This window comes from Sphingopyxis sp. LC363, assembly GCF_000756385.1.
GTDB lineage: Bacteria > Pseudomonadota > Alphaproteobacteria > Sphingomonadales > Sphingomonadaceae > Sphingopyxis.
In genome coordinates this window covers 218,217-234,501 of record NZ_JNFC01000023.1, presented here as the reverse complement: position 1 = coordinate 234,501, position 16,285 = coordinate 218,217, and the positions used below count along the sequence as shown (strand labels likewise).

Annotated in this window: 17 protein-coding genes; 5 read left to right on the top strand and 12 right to left on the bottom strand. The window is 62.4% G+C overall.

All coding sequences use genetic code 11. The annotated features are described in order from the left end of the window. Nucleotides 1-7: 7 nt before the first annotated feature. The 3 genes from FG95_RS20215 to FG95_RS10710 all read right to left on the bottom strand — a co-directional run bounded on the left by FG95_RS20215 (nt 8) and on the right by FG95_RS10710 (nt 1,292). Nucleotides 8-535, bottom strand: a complete 528-nt coding sequence (locus FG95_RS20215) for a tyrosine-type recombinase/integrase (protein WP_235211533.1) — start codon at nt 533-535, stop codon at nt 8-10. 160 nt (nt 536-695) lie between these two features. Then, on the bottom strand, nt 696-1,064 hold the full coding sequence (locus FG95_RS20520; RefSeq protein WP_037555778.1) for a hypothetical protein: 369 nt from the start codon (nt 1,062-1,064) through the stop codon (nt 696-698). A gap of 3 nt (nt 1,065-1,067) precedes the next feature. Beyond that, nucleotides 1,068-1,292 carry a YodC family protein gene (locus tag FG95_RS10710; protein WP_037470500.1) on the bottom strand — a complete coding sequence of 75 codons (225 nt, stop codon included), beginning with the start codon at nt 1,290-1,292 and terminating at the stop codon, nt 1,068-1,070. A gap of 881 nt (nt 1,293-2,173) precedes the next feature. Here FG95_RS10710 and FG95_RS10705 point away from each other — a divergent pair. Then, the gene (locus tag FG95_RS10705; RefSeq protein ID WP_235211531.1) at nt 2,174-3,538 is read left to right on the top strand and encodes a multicopper oxidase family protein; all 1,365 of its coding nucleotides are present in this window, start codon (nt 2,174-2,176) and stop codon (nt 3,536-3,538) included. Nucleotides 3,539-3,640: 102 nt separating this feature from the next. Next, complete coding sequence (locus FG95_RS10700) at nt 3,641-4,150, top strand: DsrE family protein (RefSeq protein WP_007406276.1); 510 nt, start codon at nt 3,641-3,643, stop codon at nt 4,148-4,150. 16 nt (nt 4,151-4,166) lie between these two features. Here the strand turns inward: FG95_RS10700 and FG95_RS10695 are convergent, their stop codons facing one another. Both FG95_RS10695 and FG95_RS10690 read right to left on the bottom strand, forming a co-directional pair. Continuing rightward, nucleotides 4,167-4,388: a GDCCVxC domain-containing (seleno)protein gene (locus tag FG95_RS10695; protein WP_004213258.1), complete on the bottom strand. Its 222-nt coding sequence runs from the start codon at nt 4,386-4,388 to the stop codon at nt 4,167-4,169. Then, on the bottom strand, nt 4,388-4,804 hold the full coding sequence (locus FG95_RS10690) for a mercuric transporter MerT family protein (protein ID WP_004213257.1): 417 nt from the start codon (nt 4,802-4,804) through the stop codon (nt 4,388-4,390). Before FG95_RS10690 ends, FG95_RS10695 begins: the two co-directional genes overlap by 1 nt. 63 nt (nt 4,805-4,867) lie before the next feature. Between FG95_RS10690 and FG95_RS20205 the strand changes: the two genes are divergently transcribed. Beyond that, the gene (locus FG95_RS20205; RefSeq protein WP_004213256.1) at nt 4,868-5,026 is read left to right on the top strand and encodes a MerR family DNA-binding transcriptional regulator; all 159 of its coding nucleotides are present in this window, start codon (nt 4,868-4,870) and stop codon (nt 5,024-5,026) included. A gap of 35 nt (nt 5,027-5,061) precedes the next feature. Here FG95_RS20205 and FG95_RS10685 read toward each other — a convergent pair whose 3' ends face one another. Continuing rightward, on the bottom strand, nt 5,062-5,622 hold the full coding sequence (locus FG95_RS10685) for a recombinase family protein (protein ID WP_004213255.1): 561 nt from the start codon (nt 5,620-5,622) through the stop codon (nt 5,062-5,064). A 336-nt stretch (nt 5,623-5,958) separates the two neighbouring features. Then, nucleotides 5,959-8,973 carry a Tn3 family transposase gene (locus tag FG95_RS10680; RefSeq protein WP_037555775.1) on the bottom strand — a complete coding sequence of 1,005 codons (3,015 nt, stop codon included), beginning with the start codon at nt 8,971-8,973 and terminating at the stop codon, nt 5,959-5,961. A gap of 131 nt (nt 8,974-9,104) precedes the next feature. Between FG95_RS10680 and FG95_RS10675 the strand changes: the two genes are divergently transcribed. After that, a complete protein-coding gene (locus tag FG95_RS10675; protein ID WP_011950653.1) occupies nt 9,105-9,665 on the top strand; it encodes a recombinase family protein in 561 nt (186 codons plus the stop codon). Nucleotides 9,666-9,791: 126 nt separating this feature from the next. On the opposite strand, the gene FG95_RS10670 is transcribed toward FG95_RS10675, so the two are convergent. Continuing rightward, the gene (locus FG95_RS10670) at nt 9,792-11,366 is read right to left on the bottom strand and encodes an MFS transporter (RefSeq protein ID WP_052182282.1); all 1,575 of its coding nucleotides are present in this window, start codon (nt 11,364-11,366) and stop codon (nt 9,792-9,794) included. A gap of 113 nt (nt 11,367-11,479) precedes the next feature. On the opposite strand from FG95_RS10670, the gene FG95_RS10665 reads away from it, so the two are divergent. After that, nucleotides 11,480-12,259 carry a cyclase family protein gene (locus tag FG95_RS10665; protein WP_037555772.1) on the top strand — a complete coding sequence of 260 codons (780 nt, stop codon included), beginning with the start codon at nt 11,480-11,482 and terminating at the stop codon, nt 12,257-12,259. 203 nt (nt 12,260-12,462) lie between these two features. On the opposite strand, the gene FG95_RS10660 is transcribed toward FG95_RS10665, so the two are convergent. From FG95_RS10660 to bioB, 4 genes are read right to left on the bottom strand one after another with little or no spacing between them, the layout of a single operon-like run. Then, nucleotides 12,463-12,834, bottom strand: coding sequence for a tRNA-binding protein (locus FG95_RS10660; RefSeq protein WP_037555771.1), 372 nt, complete (start codon nt 12,832-12,834; stop codon nt 12,463-12,465). Between the two features lie 4 nt (nt 12,835-12,838). Beyond that, nucleotides 12,839-14,845 carry an acetyl-CoA carboxylase biotin carboxylase subunit gene (locus tag FG95_RS10655; protein WP_037555770.1) on the bottom strand — a complete coding sequence of 669 codons (2,007 nt, stop codon included), beginning with the start codon at nt 14,843-14,845 and terminating at the stop codon, nt 12,839-12,841. A 5-nt stretch (nt 14,846-14,850) separates the two neighbouring features. Then, nucleotides 14,851-15,243 (bottom strand): lysozyme inhibitor LprI family protein, encoded by a 393-nt coding sequence (locus tag FG95_RS10650; RefSeq protein WP_037555769.1) that lies wholly within the window; start codon nt 15,241-15,243, stop codon nt 14,851-14,853. After that, nucleotides 15,240-16,271, bottom strand: coding sequence for a biotin synthase BioB (gene bioB, locus FG95_RS10645; protein WP_037555768.1), 1,032 nt, complete (start codon nt 16,269-16,271; stop codon nt 15,240-15,242). Before bioB ends, FG95_RS10650 begins: the two co-directional genes overlap by 4 nt. Nucleotides 16,272-16,285: the final 14 nt, after the last annotated feature.

Below are 16,285 nucleotides of genomic sequence, written 5' to 3'. Positions count from 1 at the left end.
CTGAAAATTACACCAATGCCGGGGGGAGTGGCCCTCGGGCTACGCCCTCACGCCACTCCCCCCGGCATGTAACACGATGGCCTGGTTTTACGCCGCCGAATGGCCGACTTTTGCTCCGCCGTTGACAATCATGAACGCGAGGCCCGAACTGCCCTTGCAGTGGTTTCAATCCGGCGCGACGTACGACGTCTGTGAGCAACCAGGTGATCATTTCGGGCGTGTAGCGGGATCTGCCCTGGACGTGCCAGAACAGAGCAGAGTGCGGGTCCTGCGATGCGCCGACCTGACGCCGTGCAGCGATGTAGGCCCGGAGTTCCATCATCACACTGTCAGGAAGTGGCAGAATTCGGGTCTTGAAGAACTTGGTCTGCCGAACCGTGATGGTGCCGTCACCGGGATTAACGTCACCAAGATCCAGCCTGGCCAACTCTCCCCGCCGCAGACCCGCACAGTAGGCCAGCAACAGCATGGTGTAGATGCTCAACGGACGAAGTGTTGCCCGCGGAGAGGGATACGAACGGGCAATGTCGAGCATGCGCCGTACGTCGACAGGAGAGTAGATATGAGGCGTTCGCCACTGCTTGCGGACCTCTTTTTGGGGTCTCGGATCCGGTCGACGCCGAGGAGCTGACGGATCGCACCGCCGCTGGATTTTGGCAAAGAGGCGCTCAAGGTTTTCGCGCTCATATGCATGGTTACGCGTGCCTTTCGTCGCCGCCCATCGATCGATCATGACGCGCAGCGGCTCGGTTTCCAGTTGCGGGTTCAGTTGCAGGAACCGGTCGAACTGCAAAAGCCGCACCGGTGGGACTGTCAGGATTTCCGTGTCCGGCGAACCCGAGGATCACCACATCGTCTTCATCCGCAGCGCCTAGCGTCGCATCGAGAACATCGCGCATCGCAACCACTGTCGCCGCATCGTCCGTGATGAGGGGTGCGTCGAGGTCGGCGATGCTATCCGACAGCACCGCCCACAAGGCAGTGGCGTCGCGCGCAGCTCCCGTCAGATCACCGATAAAGGGATCCGCATGCCGATCGATGCCGATGAACGCCCCCCGGATCATCGATCAGCCTCGCGTCACCTGAAACGACGCGAAACCAGGTCGCTCGGATTTATCCAGCGCAACAGCGGCGAATGTCTCCCGCGAGGCGACTTGCTTGTTGCCAACCTTCTCAAACCACACGCACCAAACCGCGGTGCCTTCGATCGACCAATACTCGCCGACCTGCTCAACCGTCATGATCGGTCCGCCCGATTTCAGCTGAACCGTATCGCCCGGCGCAAACTCCATAATCCCCCCCTCTCGCTCGAAGCTTTCATATCGACTCAAAGTTAGGTTGCATTGCTGCGTTTTGCGAGATGGCCGGCCAAACGGGCCGTGATTTTCTACTCTTTTTTATCAATCAGCACTTCAATCGTCCAAGTAATGCCAAGTATCAGCTCGCGGGCTCGATAGCGGCGAGAGTTTGCGCTCGACCGGACAGGTCAGCGACTGCGGACGGATCGCTCTTTTAGACGGGATCGTGGAAGTGCCCGCGCCCATGCGTATCGTGCCTGCATTTGTGCAACAGGCTGTTGCACAATTTATCATTCTAGCTTGGAGATCCTGTGTCTGACCCTGCTTATCTGACCTGCGAAGAGGTCGTCGAACGCTATCGTAACAAGGTCAGCAACGGCACGTTGCGAAACTGGCGATGCAAGAGAAACGGGCCGTCATATATCAAGATCGGCAAGGCGATCTTATATCCTACAGACGAGCTCGATCGATGGGATCGGTCAAACTTGACCGCGTGCAGGCGCATATCGTTCGCGTCTGCCGCCACAGATCAATCTGAGGCCGACACTAATTGAGATGGGGGCTGGCCTCAGAAACCTGACGACTGCGGTCCGCAGGCTCATCGGAGGTCAGCCCTTGTTGTTGCAGTGGCGATGAGTCATGAAAGTCATGCATCAGCGTGTAGGTCCGGTCCCTTGCGGGATCGGCACGGGCACACCGAATTTTCGACTAGTCGAGGCGAATTACATACCCCTATTAACGGCTCCACTCCCACCGTGTCTTGTTGCAACATATTGATTAGTATGCCGATTTTCGAGAACGCCGATAGGTCCACAACCACCGCTTGCTCGCGCTCCACGCCGGGCCTCGGCGGGGGAGGTGCAAACCCGCTTCCGATGCCGCCGCTGTTGGACGCACGGCCTGGCCGCTCATTCGCGCTACGGGTCCAGTCCGGAACGACTTCATTTTATCCAGGCCGGCCGAGTGACACGCTCGGGTATAATGGCAGCTATCTCGGACCGACGATCAGGGTGCGCCGTGGCGACGACGTGGCGGCTGTCGTGACCAACGGGCTCAACGCGGACACGACTGTGCATTGGCACGGGCTTCTGATCCCCGGAGAGCTGGATGGCGGCCCCCATCAGATCATCGCGCCGGGCGCGACCTGGCGGCCCACGCTCCCGATCCGGCAGCCCGCAGCGACCCTCCTTTATCACTCACACGTCCATGGGTTGACGGCCGAGCAAGTCTATTCGGGCCTGGCTGGGGCGTTGCTGGTAACCGACGACGAAGAGCAGGGCCTGGGGCTCCCGTCAGAATATGGCGTGGACGATCTGCCCCTGCTCATCCAGGATCGCCAGTTCGAAAATGGTCGCCTTGTCATGCCAGGCGGCATGATGGTCGCCATGCAGGGCCGGCGCGGCGACACGATCCTTGTGAACGGCGCGGTGAATCCGCTGGCGGCGGTGCCAAATCGGTTGGTTCGCCTGCGGCTCGTCAACGCATCGAACGCGCGGATTTATGAGCTGTCGTTTTCCGATCGGCGGAGCTTTCACTGGATCGGAACCGAAGGGGGGCTGCTCGAACACGCAGTGGCATTGGAAGCCATAACCTTGGCGCCGGGCCAACGTGCCGAGCTTCTCGTGGACTTCACGGACGGTAGGTCCGCCTCGCTGGTGACGGCGGCTGATACCAACAGCTCGATGATGGGCGGCATGGGTATGATGGGGCGTGGCGCCCGAAGGACCGATGCCGCGGCACCAGCGACCGTGCTGCGGTTTGAACCACGGCCGTTGGGACAGGCTCGTGCCAGCGGCGTCGTGCCGACCCTTCTGGCATCACGAACTGGGCCCGACGCCAGCAAGGCGGTGCGCCGTCGCCGTCTGAGCCTCAACATGGGCATGGGCGGCATGATGGGCTCAGGAAGCGGCGGTGGCGGCCTTACGATCAATGGCAAGCCATTCGACATGAATCGCATCGATGAGACGGTGAAGCTAGGCTCCACCGAAATATGGGAGGTGTCTGGCGAAATGATGCGCCACCCGATCCATATTCACGGCGTCCACTTTGATGTTCTCACCCGCGGTGGCGGGCAGCCCGATGTTCTCGACCAGGGGCCGCGCGACACGGTCCTCGTCAAGGAACCGGTGGAGCTTCTCATCCGATTTGATCAGCCGGCCAAGAGCGCTCCCTTCATGTATCACTGCCATATCCTTGAACATGAGGATAATGGAATGATGGGCCAGTTCAGTGTTGCGTAGGCGTAGGCTCCCACTTCTGGAGAGTTTATGCAGCGCCTACCGTCCAACAGGAGAGCAAGGTTGCCAAAAAGAGCTTTCGCCACATTTCTGCTCGCGGCAACGATGCTGACCGGCGGCACCTCGCTAGCTGCACAGGATAATCTGGTTTATCCCGTAATACCGGGATTTGGCGGGATCGTGGCCGTGCCCAGTGCTGCCGAGCGGCCCGATCCCAAGCTTCGCTACCGCGTCTTGTTCAATGTCACCAAGGCCGCAAGCTCTCCCGACAAAGTGAATCCCAGCCTTGAGAAGGTCGCGCGCTTCGTGAACCTGCTAGGCGCGGACAAGGTCCATCCGGCTGGTGACATCGCCGTCATCATTCATGGTCCCGCGACCCCGCTCGTCCTGCAGAACGCGCCATATGCGGCGCGTATGAAGGTAGCGGCCAACCCGAACGCTGCGCTGATTGCCGCTCTCCAGAAAGCCGGTGTTTCAATCCGCGTTTGCAGTCAGGCCATGGTCGGAAATGAGATCATGCCGAACCAAGTGGCTTCGGGCGTTGAGATCGATGATTCGGCGCTTACAACCTTGGCGAATCTACAAATCCGGGGTTACGCGCTCATCCCGGATTGAAAGGTGCGATACCCCCTCACCCGCAGCAGCCCGCCACGGTCCCGTTCGCCTTCGCCTCCTGAATCGGAGGGCATGGGACATCGCCGAACGAGCAGAACACGCAGCAGTCGCCGGCCAGGGGCCGCAGCACCGCCGCGCAATGTCGGCAATCATAGAAGAACTGGCAGGCGTTGGTGGGCATCGTCTCGGTCGCGACACCGCCGCACTCGGGACAGGTCAGCGTGGAGGTGAGCTGCATCAGGAAAGCGCCTTTATAAGCGGCGCTTCAATGCGATCCCATATCAGCGCGGTCAGCGTCAGGGTCGTGCCGATCGTGAGCATGATCGGAGTTGCGCGGGACGGTAGGGTCACGGTGCAGGACCGATCCGCAGCGCAGGTCCTCCGACGCCGCACATACGCCCACCACCCGGCAGCCAGGCCGACGAGGGAAAGCGCCGTCAGGGCCCAGCGCAGAGGCATCAGCGCGGCGAAGGTGCTCGACAGGCCCGCCCCCACGCCCAGCGCCGCCAGCGCGAGCGGCAAGACGCAGCAGGATGCGGCGGCTAGGACCGCGCCGAAGCTCGCCAGCGCACCCAGGGCGGATAGCCCCGCGTCGGCGCGGCGTGGCGATGCGGAAGCGGCCAGGGTTTCGTGCGGCAAAATCCTTTTATTCATCAGTCGTCTCCGGCGGAATAACCCCCTAATGCCTCCTGTAGCGGCTACAGGAGCAAGCGAATTATGAGGGATGAGAAAGGCCTAGCTATCGGCGAGTTGTCGCGCCGAACCGGCGTGAACATCGAGACGATCCGCTATTTCGAGCGCGTCGGCATTGTGGCGACCCCACCCCGCACGAGCGGGGGCCGGCGAGTAGGCGTCACCTCAAGCTTTGTACGCTGAACAACGATTTTCCGGACATAATGTGAACATTGGTGTCAGGCAGCGGCGCGAAGGTACTGGTAGAGGGTTTCGCGGCTGATGCCCATGTCGCGCGCGATGGTCGCCTTGCGTTCACCGGCGGCAACGCGGCGGTGCAGATCGGCAATCATCTCATCCGAGAGCGACCGTTTCCGCCCCCGATAGGCGCCGCGCTGCCGAGCGATCGCAATGCCTTCGCGTTGCCGTTCGCGGATCAGGGCGCGCTCGAACTCAGCAAACGCACCCATGACCGAGAGCATCAGATTGGCCATCGGGGAGTCCTCCCCCGAGAAGGACAGGCTTTCCTTCTCAAACTCGATCCGGATACCTCGCTTGGTGAGGCCCTGGACCAGCTTGCGCAGGTCATCCAGATTGCGGGCCAACCGATCCATGCTGTGGACGACGACGGTATCGCCTTCGCGGGCGAAAGTGAGCAGAGCCTCAAGCTGGGGGCGGTTGACGTCCTTGCCCGATGCCTTGTCGGTGAAGGTCCGATCGAGCGACTGACCTTCCAATTGGCGATCCACATTCTGATCGAACGTGCTGACCCGGACATAGCCGATCCGTTGCCCCTTCACTGCGCACTCTCTCCATCAAAATGTCAGGTTGAAATCTATGATACGCAACGACATTCGTCAACAAATTCCGTTTATCACCCTAATCTGACAGAAACCGCGGTAGCGCCCTGACGTCCGGTTAGGCTAGACTCCAGATTGACGCTAGCCTGTCGCTCTCGACTCGGGTCGTGCGGCTGAGCGGAACAGGAAAGTGTCGTAAGGGGCATTATTTCCTTTCAAAAGTCCCATTCGGAATTAGGTTGGCGTAGCGGTCTGAGGCCGCCGTTTGCGACGGCGTCAGGCACGGTCGTGCGGCTGAGCGGAACAGGAAAGTGTCGTAAGGGGCATTATTTCCTTTCAAAAGTCCCATTCGGAATTAGGTTGGCGTAGCGGTCTGAGGCCGCCGTTTGCGACGGCGTCAGGCACGGAGAAGTCGTAGCGGCCGAGGAAATTGATGTGACGCCAAGATATCGGCGAGAGCCGAGCGATATCGGCGGGCAGCGGCGGCGTCCCGGCCTCGCTGAGTTGGCGCACGGTTTCCTGCATGTAGACAGCGTTCCAGTGGACGATGGAGTTGAGGGCCAGACCGAGGACCCCAAGCTGCTCCTCTTGGCCCTGACGCAGAGGGCTTCTGATTTCGCCCCGATCGCCGTGATGGACGCGCCGACCGAGCTTGTGGCGCAATTCCTGCCGGTTGAGCTGAAACAATATTCGTCGCCGGAACGGCCGGTCATCGATGTATCGCAGGATATGCAGCGTCTTGATGATGCGGCCGAGTTCAGACAGGGCCTTGGCCAGCGTTGTTGGGCGGTCTTTGACCTGCAGCATTCGCATGACGCCTGCGGCCTTGAGGTGGCCGAGCTTGAGCGATCCGGCCAAGCGGATAAGGTCGGACCAGTTTTCCCGGATCAGATTGATTTTAACCCTGCCCCAGGCGGTCTGATCGAACGGCCCATAGCTCGCCTGGCGGTCGATACGCCAGAGTTTGGCGTCGCCGATGTCCGCCAGACGGGGGCTGAACCGGTAGCCCAAGAGCCAGAACAGACCGAAAATGGCGTCGGAATAGGCGGCGGTGTCGGTCATGATCTCCAGAGGATCGAGCTCGGTTTCCTGCTCCAGCAGGAGAGCCAGGACGACCAGGCTGTCGCGCAACGTGCCGGGGATGACCGCTCCGGTCAGACCGCTGAACTGATTGGAAATCATGTTGTACCAAGTGACGCCGCGCTCCTGGCCGTAATATTTGGGGTTGGGCCCGGCGTGTATGGCGCTCGACGGAGCGACAAAACGCATGCCGTCGGCGCTGGCCACCTCGCCTGCGCCCCAATGTTGGACGATATCCAGACGACTGTGAGCGGAAACGATCGCGGCGTTGGCCGCGGCGATGGTCTCGGGCCGAATGAAATTCTGACCGACCCAAGAAAGACGGTCGCGACGCAGAGCCGCAAATTCCGGGCGCACGATCGGCTCAAGACCGATGTTGCAGGCGCCGCCGACCAGGGTCGCGCACAGGCTTATCTCGAAGTGCTCGACGGTGGCCTGACGCTCGCTCAGATGCGTAAAGGACTTGGCAAATCCGGTTCGCGCCATGACTTCAAGAAAGATGTCGGGCATTCCGGCCTTCGGCATGCGCGTTTGGACGGCGGCGCGAAGTGCTCGAAGGCTCTCGGGTTCATCAAGCTTGTCGAGGGGCGTGACCACAATCCCCATCTTGTCGGCGACCGTCTCAAAACGCAGGTCCGGATTGTCGCCGGCGCGCGCAACGACATGTCGATATGCCTCGTCGAGAAGGCGGGAGAGACCGTCAATCTCAATGTCGGCTTCCAGAGATCGGCCCAGGGCGCGTGCTACCATCAACCTGGAATTGTGCCAGGACTCGCCCTCGAGCATCCCGCGCCGGGGATCCCCGTATCGGATGCCGGGCTTGGCGAACACATCGCGACGCTTGATCGCCAGACGCCACGCATCGATGATCGCGAAGACATAGGCCTTCGGGTCGCGCATCCTGCCATCGTCATCCAGGACATGTTGCCTCCACGCCTTCGAGACCGCAGCGATCGGTGCGCCGCGCATCTTGACGAGAGAGGACCAGTCGTCCACGCCCTTGAGGTAGCTGATCGCGGCCTTGACGTTTTTGCCACCTGGGGCAGCGTCGGTCTCGATGCGGGTAGCGATTTCAAAGAACAATCGCCGGGCGCTCCGCCATTTTGTTCGCAGTTGATCATAGGGCTTGGTCTCCGCGGGCTTGGCGATCGCCTCCACCTTGGACATGGCGGCCTCGATGTCGGGACGGGGCAACCGCTCGAAGAGCACATCTCGCCATTCATTGAGGGGCAGGGCGTCGTCGGTCAAAACCAACAGACCCATTGCGTGGAGCAGCATCGCGGCGCCATCGAGATCGCGCAGACTGCGCAGGCGGGCCTGTTTGTCGGCGGCTTCAGCCCCTTTCACCAAGTCGGCGAGCAGAGCCTCGGCCAGCTCGGCGGCGTCGTCCTGGGCCGCCGCTTCGAGCGTATGGAAGAGCGCGGCTACGGTCGCGGTTCGACGAGGCTCCTGAAGGGCGGCGATGGCCGAGGGCTTGCCGACGCGCGCTACCCGCGCGAGCCGCTCAAGGGTTGTGGCGGGAACGCCCCGCGGTGGCGCCGGCCGCAGATTGAACGCCCGGACCGCATCGAGCCGATCAAGGTGTCGGAAGAGTTCGGTCGGCATGCGCTTGGAGGGAACGGTCCGGAGCGCGTCCAGGGCGGCGAACGTGGATGTGTCGCCATCGTCAAACAGCGCGGCGATGCGCACGCGCTGGTCATCGCTCAAGCTGGCGACCAGATGGCGCCAAAGCCTGGTCCGCGCACGATCGCGGATCCTGCCAACCAGGCGCTCGACGACCGTGACGCCCGGCAGCAGCACCTTGTTGGCGATCAGCCAGGCCGCAGCTCGATCAATCAGGGGGCCGGGCCGATCGTCGCCGCTCCAGCAAAGGGCGTAGAGCCATCGGGTCAGCCGGAAACGTGCCACCGCGTTGTCGCCAAAGTCCGTGAAGCCGCAGTGCGTCCGGATGAGCGCGAGGTGCCGGATGCGTCGGCTTCCCGCAAAATAGGCGTCCACGTCCGTGCCGGGTTCAAGAGCGAGTTGTTCGATCACGGCCGCCAGGACCGACGCTGGGATCTCGGCGGGCGAGACTGGAAATGCGCCCAGAAACCGGGCGCTCGTCAGCATCACGGCAAAGCCGAGCCGATTGTGGTCGCCGCGCAGAGTTCCAATGAGGTCGCGATCAGTTTGGTCCAGATGGAAATATCGCGCGAGTTGATCGGCCGACGGTTCGCCATCAAAGCGGGCAAAGCCCTGACGCTGGGCGTCAGTGAGGTGACGGGTGGGCATACCGTGCGAAACTTTCAACTTTTGCGAAGGGGACGGCCCATGCCGATAAACAAGGCGAATTTCTTCGCAAAACATATGTGCGAAACAAAATTGTTTTGCAGTAACTTTCGCACAATATCTGGAGCAGTCGCATGAAGCTCGGCTACGCGCGCGTTTCCACCGAGGATCAGAACTTGGAAATCCAGCGCGGTCGGCTCTCGGAGGCGGGCTGTGAAATGATGTTCGAAGAGAAAATATCGGGGGCCGCTCGTGGCCGGCCCGAGCTTGAAAAGCTGATGGGTCACCTGCGCAAAGACGATGTTCTCGTCGTCGCCCGCCTCGATCGTTTGGCGCGATCCACCATCGAACTCCTGCACATCGCGGAACGCATCAAGGAAAAGCAGGCAGGATTACAATCGCTTGATGAACCTTGGGCCGATACCACGTCCCCGTCTGGCGTGATGATCATGACCGTATTCGCTGGGATCGCCCAGTTCGAGCGGACTCTCATATTGAGCCGAACCGAGGAGGGGCGAAAGGCGGCGATGGCGCGCGGTGTGAGCTTCGGACGCCCAAAGAAAATGCGCCCAGATCAGGCGGAGCTCGCTCGCCAACTCGTTCTCGAGGGTAAGTCCATTAGCGCCGTCGCAAGGACCTTCAACGTTCACCCGGCCACCATCTATCGCTGTATCGAGCCAAACAGTGCCTTATGACACTTTCCTGTTCCGCTCAGCCGCACGACCCAACTCGTTCTCGAGGGTAAGTCCATTAGCGCCGTCGCAAGGACCTTCAACGTTCACCCGGCCACCATCTATCGCTGTATCGAGCCAAACAGTGCCTTATGACACTTTCCTGTTCCGCTCAGCCGCACGACCCGTGTACCAGAGCCCGGCATAGGCATTGCCGGTCTTCGCGACGATGAAACTCGCGATCAGCGGCAGGAAGCCCCCGAAATAGCCGGTTCCGAGATGATAGGGGATCGACAGCGACGAATAGCGGACGTGCGGCGGGAACATCTCCGACAGCAGCGCCGCGACCGGGCCATAAGTGAAACCCGACAGCGCGCTGAGGCCGAGCAGCGCGAGGAAGATGACGACGCCGCCGCCGGCGTTCGGGATCTGCTTGGCGAAATCATAGCCCATCGCTTCGAGCGCGGGCTGGAGCAATTCGGGGTCCTCGCTCGCGACCTCGCGGTTTCCGATGCGGATCTTGACGCTGTCGAAGCCGCTGCCGGTCTCGGCGATCGTATAGGGCACGCCGAGTTTCGTGAGTTCGCCGAGCGTGCGGCCGCACGCGGTCGCCTGCTGCTGCGCGAACGGGTCGAAGCTGCATTGCGAACCCGTCACGGTCACCGGCGCGCGCTCGGCGGCGGCCGAGAGCGCGGGATTGCCGACGCTGCCCATCCACCAGAAGAGCGGGAAGAGCAGCACCAGCGTCGCGGCATAACCCCAGACGATCGGTTTCTTGCGGCCTATCCGGTCGGAGAGTTTGCCGGCCCAGATGAAAAAGCCCATGCCGAGTGCGGCGGCAAGGCCGACGATGATCTCGGCGGCGGTATCCTCGACCTTCATCGGTCCTTTCAGGAACGACAGGCCCGAGAACATCGCGGTGTACCAGATAACCGTCAGGCCCGCGGCGATGCCGAACAGCGCAATGAAGATGCGGCGCGGATTGCCGGGATAGGTGAAGCTTTCCTTGAGCGGGTTCTTGGCCAGCTCGCCCTCCTTCTTCATCGCCTGAAACACCGGGCTTTCGGACAGCTTGAGCCGCATCCACAGCGAAATGGCGAGCAGGATCAGCGACAGCAGGAAAGGCACGCGCCAGCCCCAGCTTTCCCAAACGGCATCGGGCATCAGCGCCTTGCAGCCGAGCACGACGATCAGGCTGAGCACGAAACCGCCGACGACGCTTGCCTGAATGAAGCTGGTGTAGAAGCCGCGCTTTCCGGGCGGCGAATGTTCGGCGACATAGATCGCCGCGCCGCCATATTCGCCGCCGAGCGCGAGGCCCTGCAGCACGCGGAGCAGGATGACGATGATCGGCGCCGCAATGCCGATCGTCGCCGCCGACGGGATCATACCGACCCCCGCGGTCGCGATACCCATCAGCGTAACGGTGACGAGGAAGGTATATTTGCGCCCGAGCCGGTCGCCGAGAAAGCCGAACAGCACCGCGCCCAGCGGGCGGAAACCGAAACCGACCGCGAACCCCGCCCAGACGAGCAATATTTCGAGCGTCGCATTGTCGCTGGGGAAAAAGGCCTTGCCGATGATCGCCGCGAGCGTGCCGTAGATGAAGAAATCATACCATTCGAACACCGTGCCCGCCGACGAAGCGGCGATGACCATGCGGATGTCTTTCGCGGTCGGCTGATAGTCCGCGCCATGGTCGGCGACGGCGGCTGCGTCGGTCATACACTCTCCCCTGCCCCGGTTTCGTCGGCGGGGCTTTGCGCCATCTCTAACGGGCGCCGGACGGTGCGCAAGCCTTCTTGGCGTAGCGTCATTCCGGTGGCAGACTGGACGCCATGCAGTTCATCGACCTATCGATCCCGATCACCAACGATGTCGTCTCCGACCCGCCGGTGATGCGCCCCAACATCACCTATATGACGCATGAGAATACGTGGGAGCAGATCGCGATGTTCTTTCCGGGGCTGACGAAGGATGACCTGCCCGACGGCGAAGGCTGGGCGGTCGAGATGCTGTCATTGAGCACGCATAACGGCACGCATATGGATGCGCCCTGGCATTATCATTCGACAACCGACAGCGGCGCCTCGCCCGCCCCGTCGATCGACGAAGCGCCGCTCGACCTCTTCTTCCGTCCCGGAGTGAAGCTCGACTTTTCGGATCGCCCGCACGGCCATGTGGTGAGCGGTGCCGAGGTCGAGGCCGAACTCGCACGGATCGGCCACGATCTCCAGCCGCTCGACATCGTGCTTGTCCAGTCGGGCGCGATCTATGGCACCGACAATTTTACCGATCAGGGTTGCGGCATGGGCGCCGAGGCGACGCTCTATCTGACGGAACGCGGCGTGCAGGTGGTCGGCACCGATGCGTGGAGCTGGGACGCGCCGTTCAGTCACACCGCGCGACGCTGGGCCGAAACGCGCGATCCGTCGATTATCTGGGAAGGCCACAAGGCGGGGCGTATTCGGCCCTATTACCAGATCGAGAAGCTCACCAACCTCGCCGCGATCCCGGCGACGGGTTTCACCTTCAGCTGCTTTCCGGTGAAGATCGAGCGCGCGAGCGCCGGGTGGATCAGGGCGGTGGCGTTGGTGGAGGCTGGGCGCAACGACTGATCGCGACCGATAGTTGCCATCAAATCCTCCCTGTGGCGAAGCCATGGAGAGGTGGCAGCGCGAAGCGCTGACGGAGGGGCTCATGACGCAGCGTCGTAGCCCCTCCACCGCGCCCTACGGGCGCGGTCCCCCTCCCCATCGCTTCGCGACAGGGAGGACTAAACGTCCGCTCCCCACCCCGAAGCGGAACACGCAATATCCCGCTAGAACAATCGCGAGCCGTTCGGCACCCCCTGATCGGGCGCAAACAGGATCACCGCACCCTCTTCATCGGCAAAACCAAGCGTCAGAACCTCGGACATGAACTTGCCGATCTGGCGCGGCGGAAAATTGACCACGGCTGCGACCTGCCGCCCCGCAAGCTCCTCCAGCGCATAGCGGTCGAGGATCTGCGCGCTGCTCTTCTTCACCCCGATCGCGGGGCCGAAGTCGATCTTCAGCTTGAACGCCGGCTTGCGCGCCTCGGGAAAAGGCTCGGCGTCGACGATCGTGCCGATGCGGATATCGACGCGGAGGAAATCGTCGAAGGTGATTTCCTCCGCTGCCGGTGCGCCCCGCTCGTGATCGACGTGCACAACGTCACTCCATCTCCAGAATCACCGCGTCGACCGCGAGGCTGTCGCCCTGCGCCGCGTTGACGGTCTTCACCACCCCCGCCTTTTCAGCGCGTAGGATATTCTCCATCTTCATCGCCTCGACCGTCGCGAGCGGCTGGCCGGCCTCAACCTTGTCGCCCTCGCCCACATGCAGCGCGACGAGCAGGCCCGGCATCGGACAGATCAGGAATTTCGACAGGTCGGGCGGGATCTTCTCAATCATATGGCTCGCGAGCGGAGCGACATGCCACGGCAGCACGCGCACATCGTGGATGCGTCCGCGCGTCGTCATGCGCCAGCCGGTGCGCGTTTTCGCGACCTTTACCGCGAGTTCGGTTTCGTCGATCTCGGCGACCACCAGCCGGTCGCCCGGCGTATATTCGAGCGCGATGTCGATCCGGTCGCCTTCGACCTTGATATGCTTTTCACCCACCTTGACCTTGTGCGAGGCGCCGTCGATCGACACCTGCCACTTCGCGGGCGGGTCGAGCCGGTCGCCGAGCTGGCCGTCGGTGCGCCGCGCGCGATCGGCCTCGGCGCTCGCCATGAAGCCCGCGATCGCCGCGAGTGCGCGGGTGACCTCTTCACCCGCATCGGCGCCGTGAAAACCCTCGGGATATTCCTCGGCGATGAACCCCGTCGTGAGTTCGCCCGAGCGGAAGCGTGGATGCTGCATGATCGCCGAGACGAAATCGATATTGTGCCCGAGCCCTTCGAGCTCGAAGCGGTCGAGCGCCGCGATCTGCAGGTCGGCCGCCTCGTCGCGCGTTTCGCCCCAGGTGACGAGTTTGGCGATCATCGGGTCGTAGAAGATCGACACCTCGCCGCCCTCCTCGACCCCCGCATCGACGCGCACGCCGTTGACGCCGCGTTCGTCGCCTTCCCACGCCGGAACGGGGGTGCGATAGCGCACCAGCCGCCCGGTCGAGGGCAGGAAGCCGCGATACGGATCCTCGGCATAAACGCGGTTCTCGATCGCCCAGCCGTCGATCTTCACATCGTCCTGCGTCAACTCGAGCTTCTCGCCCGCCGCGACGCGGATCATCTGCTCGACGAGATCGATGCCTGTGATCGCCTCGGTCACCGGATGCTCGACCTGCAGGCGCGTGTTCATTTCGAGGAAGTAGAAGCTCTCACCCGTCGGATCGGCGCCCGACACGATCAGCTCGACCGTGCCGGCGCTGTAATATCCGACCGCCTTGGCGAGTGCGACGCATTGCTCGCCCATCGCCTTGCGCATTTCGGGCGAGACGAAAGGCGACGGCGCCTCCTCGACGACCTTTTGATGCCGCCGCTGGATGCTGCACTCGCGCTCGTTCAAATAGAGCGTGTTGCCGTGCTGATCGCCGAGAATCTGGATCTCGATATGGCGCGGGTTGAGGATGAATTTCTCGATGAAGACGCGGTCGTCGCCGAAGCTGTTCAGCCCCTCGCGCTTGACGCTCTCGAAGCCCTCGCGGACCTCCTTCTCGTCATAGGCAAGCCGCATGCCCTTGCCGCCCCCGCCGGCGGATGCTTTCATCATTACCGGATAGCCGATCTCGTTCGAGATCTCGACCGCATGTTCGGTGTCGCGGATCTCGCCGACGAAGCCGGGGACGACGTTGACGCCCGCTTCCTTGGCGAGCTTCTTCGACTCGATCTTGTCGCCCATCGCGGCGATGGCATTCACCGGCGGGCCGATGAAGGCGATATTTTCCTTGGCCAGCGCCTCGGCGAAGCTGGTGCGTTCGGACAGGAAGCCATAGCCCGGATGCACCGCCTCGGCGCCCGTTTGCTTGCACGCCGCGATGATCTTGTCGGCGATCAGATAGGATTCGGACGCGGGCGACGGCCCGATATGCACGGCCTCGTCGGCCATTTGCACGAAAGGCGCGCGCGCGTCGGCGTCCGAATAGACGGCAACGGTCGCGATACCCATGCGGCGCGCGGTCTTGATGACGCGGCAGGCAATTTCGCCGCGATTGGCGATCAGGATTTTCTTGAACATCTGTCTCAATATTCCTCGAGCAAATCTTGGAGTTGCTTGGTGCGCGCTTCCGTCAACTGGGTCTGGCACCCGCTGATGACCATCGGCTCGGCCGACCCGCCGCGCATCGTGTAGCCTTCGCTGGCGCAATGCTGATCGCGATAGGTCAGCCACGCGCGCTGCGCGGCGAGGAGCGTATCGAAATAGCCGGGGCGGTTGTCCTGCGAGCGGTCGAAATCGGCGTCGATTTCCTTCATGTGCGCGGCCGTCACCTTCCACTGCGCGTTCATCGCAGCGTCGGCGCGTTCATATTCCTTGTAGGCGCAGGCGTTGAGTTCGAACTGCGCCATCGCATTGTCGCAATCGATCTCGGGATACTGCGCGGCCGCCGCCAGCGCCAAAAGGGTTGCAAGGATCATTCCGCCGCCTCCATCTGCGCACGCATCGGCTCTTCGCTTTCCATCGGGCGGAGGCCTAGCTTCGCGAACAGCGCGGCGTCGGCATTGTCGCCCGCGTTCGCGGTGGTAAGCAGCTTGTCGCCGGTGAAGATGCTGTTCGCGCCCGCCATGAAGCAGAGCGCCTGCGTCGCTTCAGACATGCTCTCACGCCCTGCAGACAGGCGCACCATCGATTTCGGCATGGTGATGCGCGCGACCGCGATGGTGCGGACGAATTCGATATCATCGATCTTCGCCAGCGGGGTGTCGGCGAGCATGTCGCCGAGCACGGTGCCCTTCACCGGCACCAACGCATTGACCGGCACGCTTTCGGGATGGCGTTCGAGGGTCGCGAGCGCGTGGATGAAGCCGACGCGGTCGGCGCGCGTCTCGCCGAGCCCGACGATGCCGCCCGAGCAGACGTTGATCCCGGCATTGCGGACTTCCTCCAGCGTATCAAGCCGGTCCTGAAACGTCCGCGTTGAGATGATATTCTCGTAATTCTCGGGGGAAGTGTCGATATTGTGATTATAATAATCGAGCCCGGCGACCGCGAGCGTCTGCGCCTGTTCCTTCGTCAGCATGCCCAGCGTCATGCAGGTTTCCATGCCCATCGCGCGCACGCCTTCGACCATCTCGACGATCGCGGGCATATCGCGGTCCTTGGGGTTGCGCCATGCGGCGCCCATGCAGAAGCGCTTCGACCCGGCATCCTTCGCCTGCGCGGCCGCCTGCAGCACAGCGCGCACGTCCATCAGCTTCGTGGCCTTGAGCCCGCTGTCGGCGCTCTTCGACTGCGAACAATAGCCGCAATCTTCTACGCACCCGCCGGTCTTGATGCTGAGCAGCGTGCAAAGCTGCACCTCGCCGCGCGCGTGATGGCGGCGGTGAACGCCCTGCGCTTCCCACATCAATTCGTCGAACGGCAGGTCGAACAGCTCGGCGATTTCTTCGCGCGTCCAGTCGGTGCGCGGCTGGTTATCCTGTTCGGCAGTTTTGGAGAGATTCATGATCGTCGACCCTT

Bases quoted from the DNA above. Each gene is read 5' to 3' on its own strand.
- FG95_RS10670 (WP_052182282.1), bottom strand. From the start codon at position 11,366: ATGACCGACGCAGCCGCCGTCGCCGACCATGGCGCGGACTATCAGCCG.
- FG95_RS10695 (WP_004213258.1), bottom strand. From the start codon at position 4,388: ATGCAGCTCACCTCCACGCTGACCTGTCCCGAGTGCGGCGGTGTCGCG.
- FG95_RS20520 (WP_037555778.1), bottom strand. From the start codon at position 1,064: ATGATCCGGGGGGCGTTCATCGGCATCGATCGGCATGCGGATCCCTTT.
- FG95_RS10700 (WP_007406276.1), top strand. From the start codon at position 3,641: ATGCTGACCGGCGGCACCTCGCTAGCTGCACAGGATAATCTGGTTTAT.
- FG95_RS10655 (WP_037555770.1), bottom strand. From the start codon at position 14,845: ATGTTCAAGAAAATCCTGATCGCCAATCGCGGCGAAATTGCCTGCCGC.
- FG95_RS10705 (WP_235211531.1), top strand. From the start codon at position 2,174: ATGCCGCCGCTGTTGGACGCACGGCCTGGCCGCTCATTCGCGCTACGG.
- bioB (WP_037555768.1), bottom strand. From the start codon at position 16,271: ATGAATCTCTCCAAAACTGCCGAACAGGATAACCAGCCGCGCACCGAC.
- FG95_RS10675 (WP_011950653.1), top strand. From the start codon at position 9,105: ATGAAGCTCGGCTACGCGCGCGTTTCCACCGAGGATCAGAACTTGGAA.
- FG95_RS10710 (WP_037470500.1), bottom strand. From the start codon at position 1,292: ATGGAGTTTGCGCCGGGCGATACGGTTCAGCTGAAATCGGGCGGACCG.
- FG95_RS20205 (WP_004213256.1), top strand. From the start codon at position 4,868: ATGAGGGATGAGAAAGGCCTAGCTATCGGCGAGTTGTCGCGCCGAACC.
- FG95_RS10680 (WP_037555775.1), bottom strand. From the start codon at position 8,973: ATGCCCACCCGTCACCTCACTGACGCCCAGCGTCAGGGCTTTGCCCGC.
- FG95_RS10650 (WP_037555769.1), bottom strand. From the start codon at position 15,243: ATGATCCTTGCAACCCTTTTGGCGCTGGCGGCGGCCGCGCAGTATCCC.
- FG95_RS10690 (WP_004213257.1), bottom strand. From the start codon at position 4,804: ATGAATAAAAGGATTTTGCCGCACGAAACCCTGGCCGCTTCCGCATCG.
- FG95_RS10665 (WP_037555772.1), top strand. From the start codon at position 11,480: ATGCAGTTCATCGACCTATCGATCCCGATCACCAACGATGTCGTCTCC.
- FG95_RS20215 (WP_235211533.1), bottom strand. From the start codon at position 535: ATGCTCGACATTGCCCGTTCGTATCCCTCTCCGCGGGCAACACTTCGT.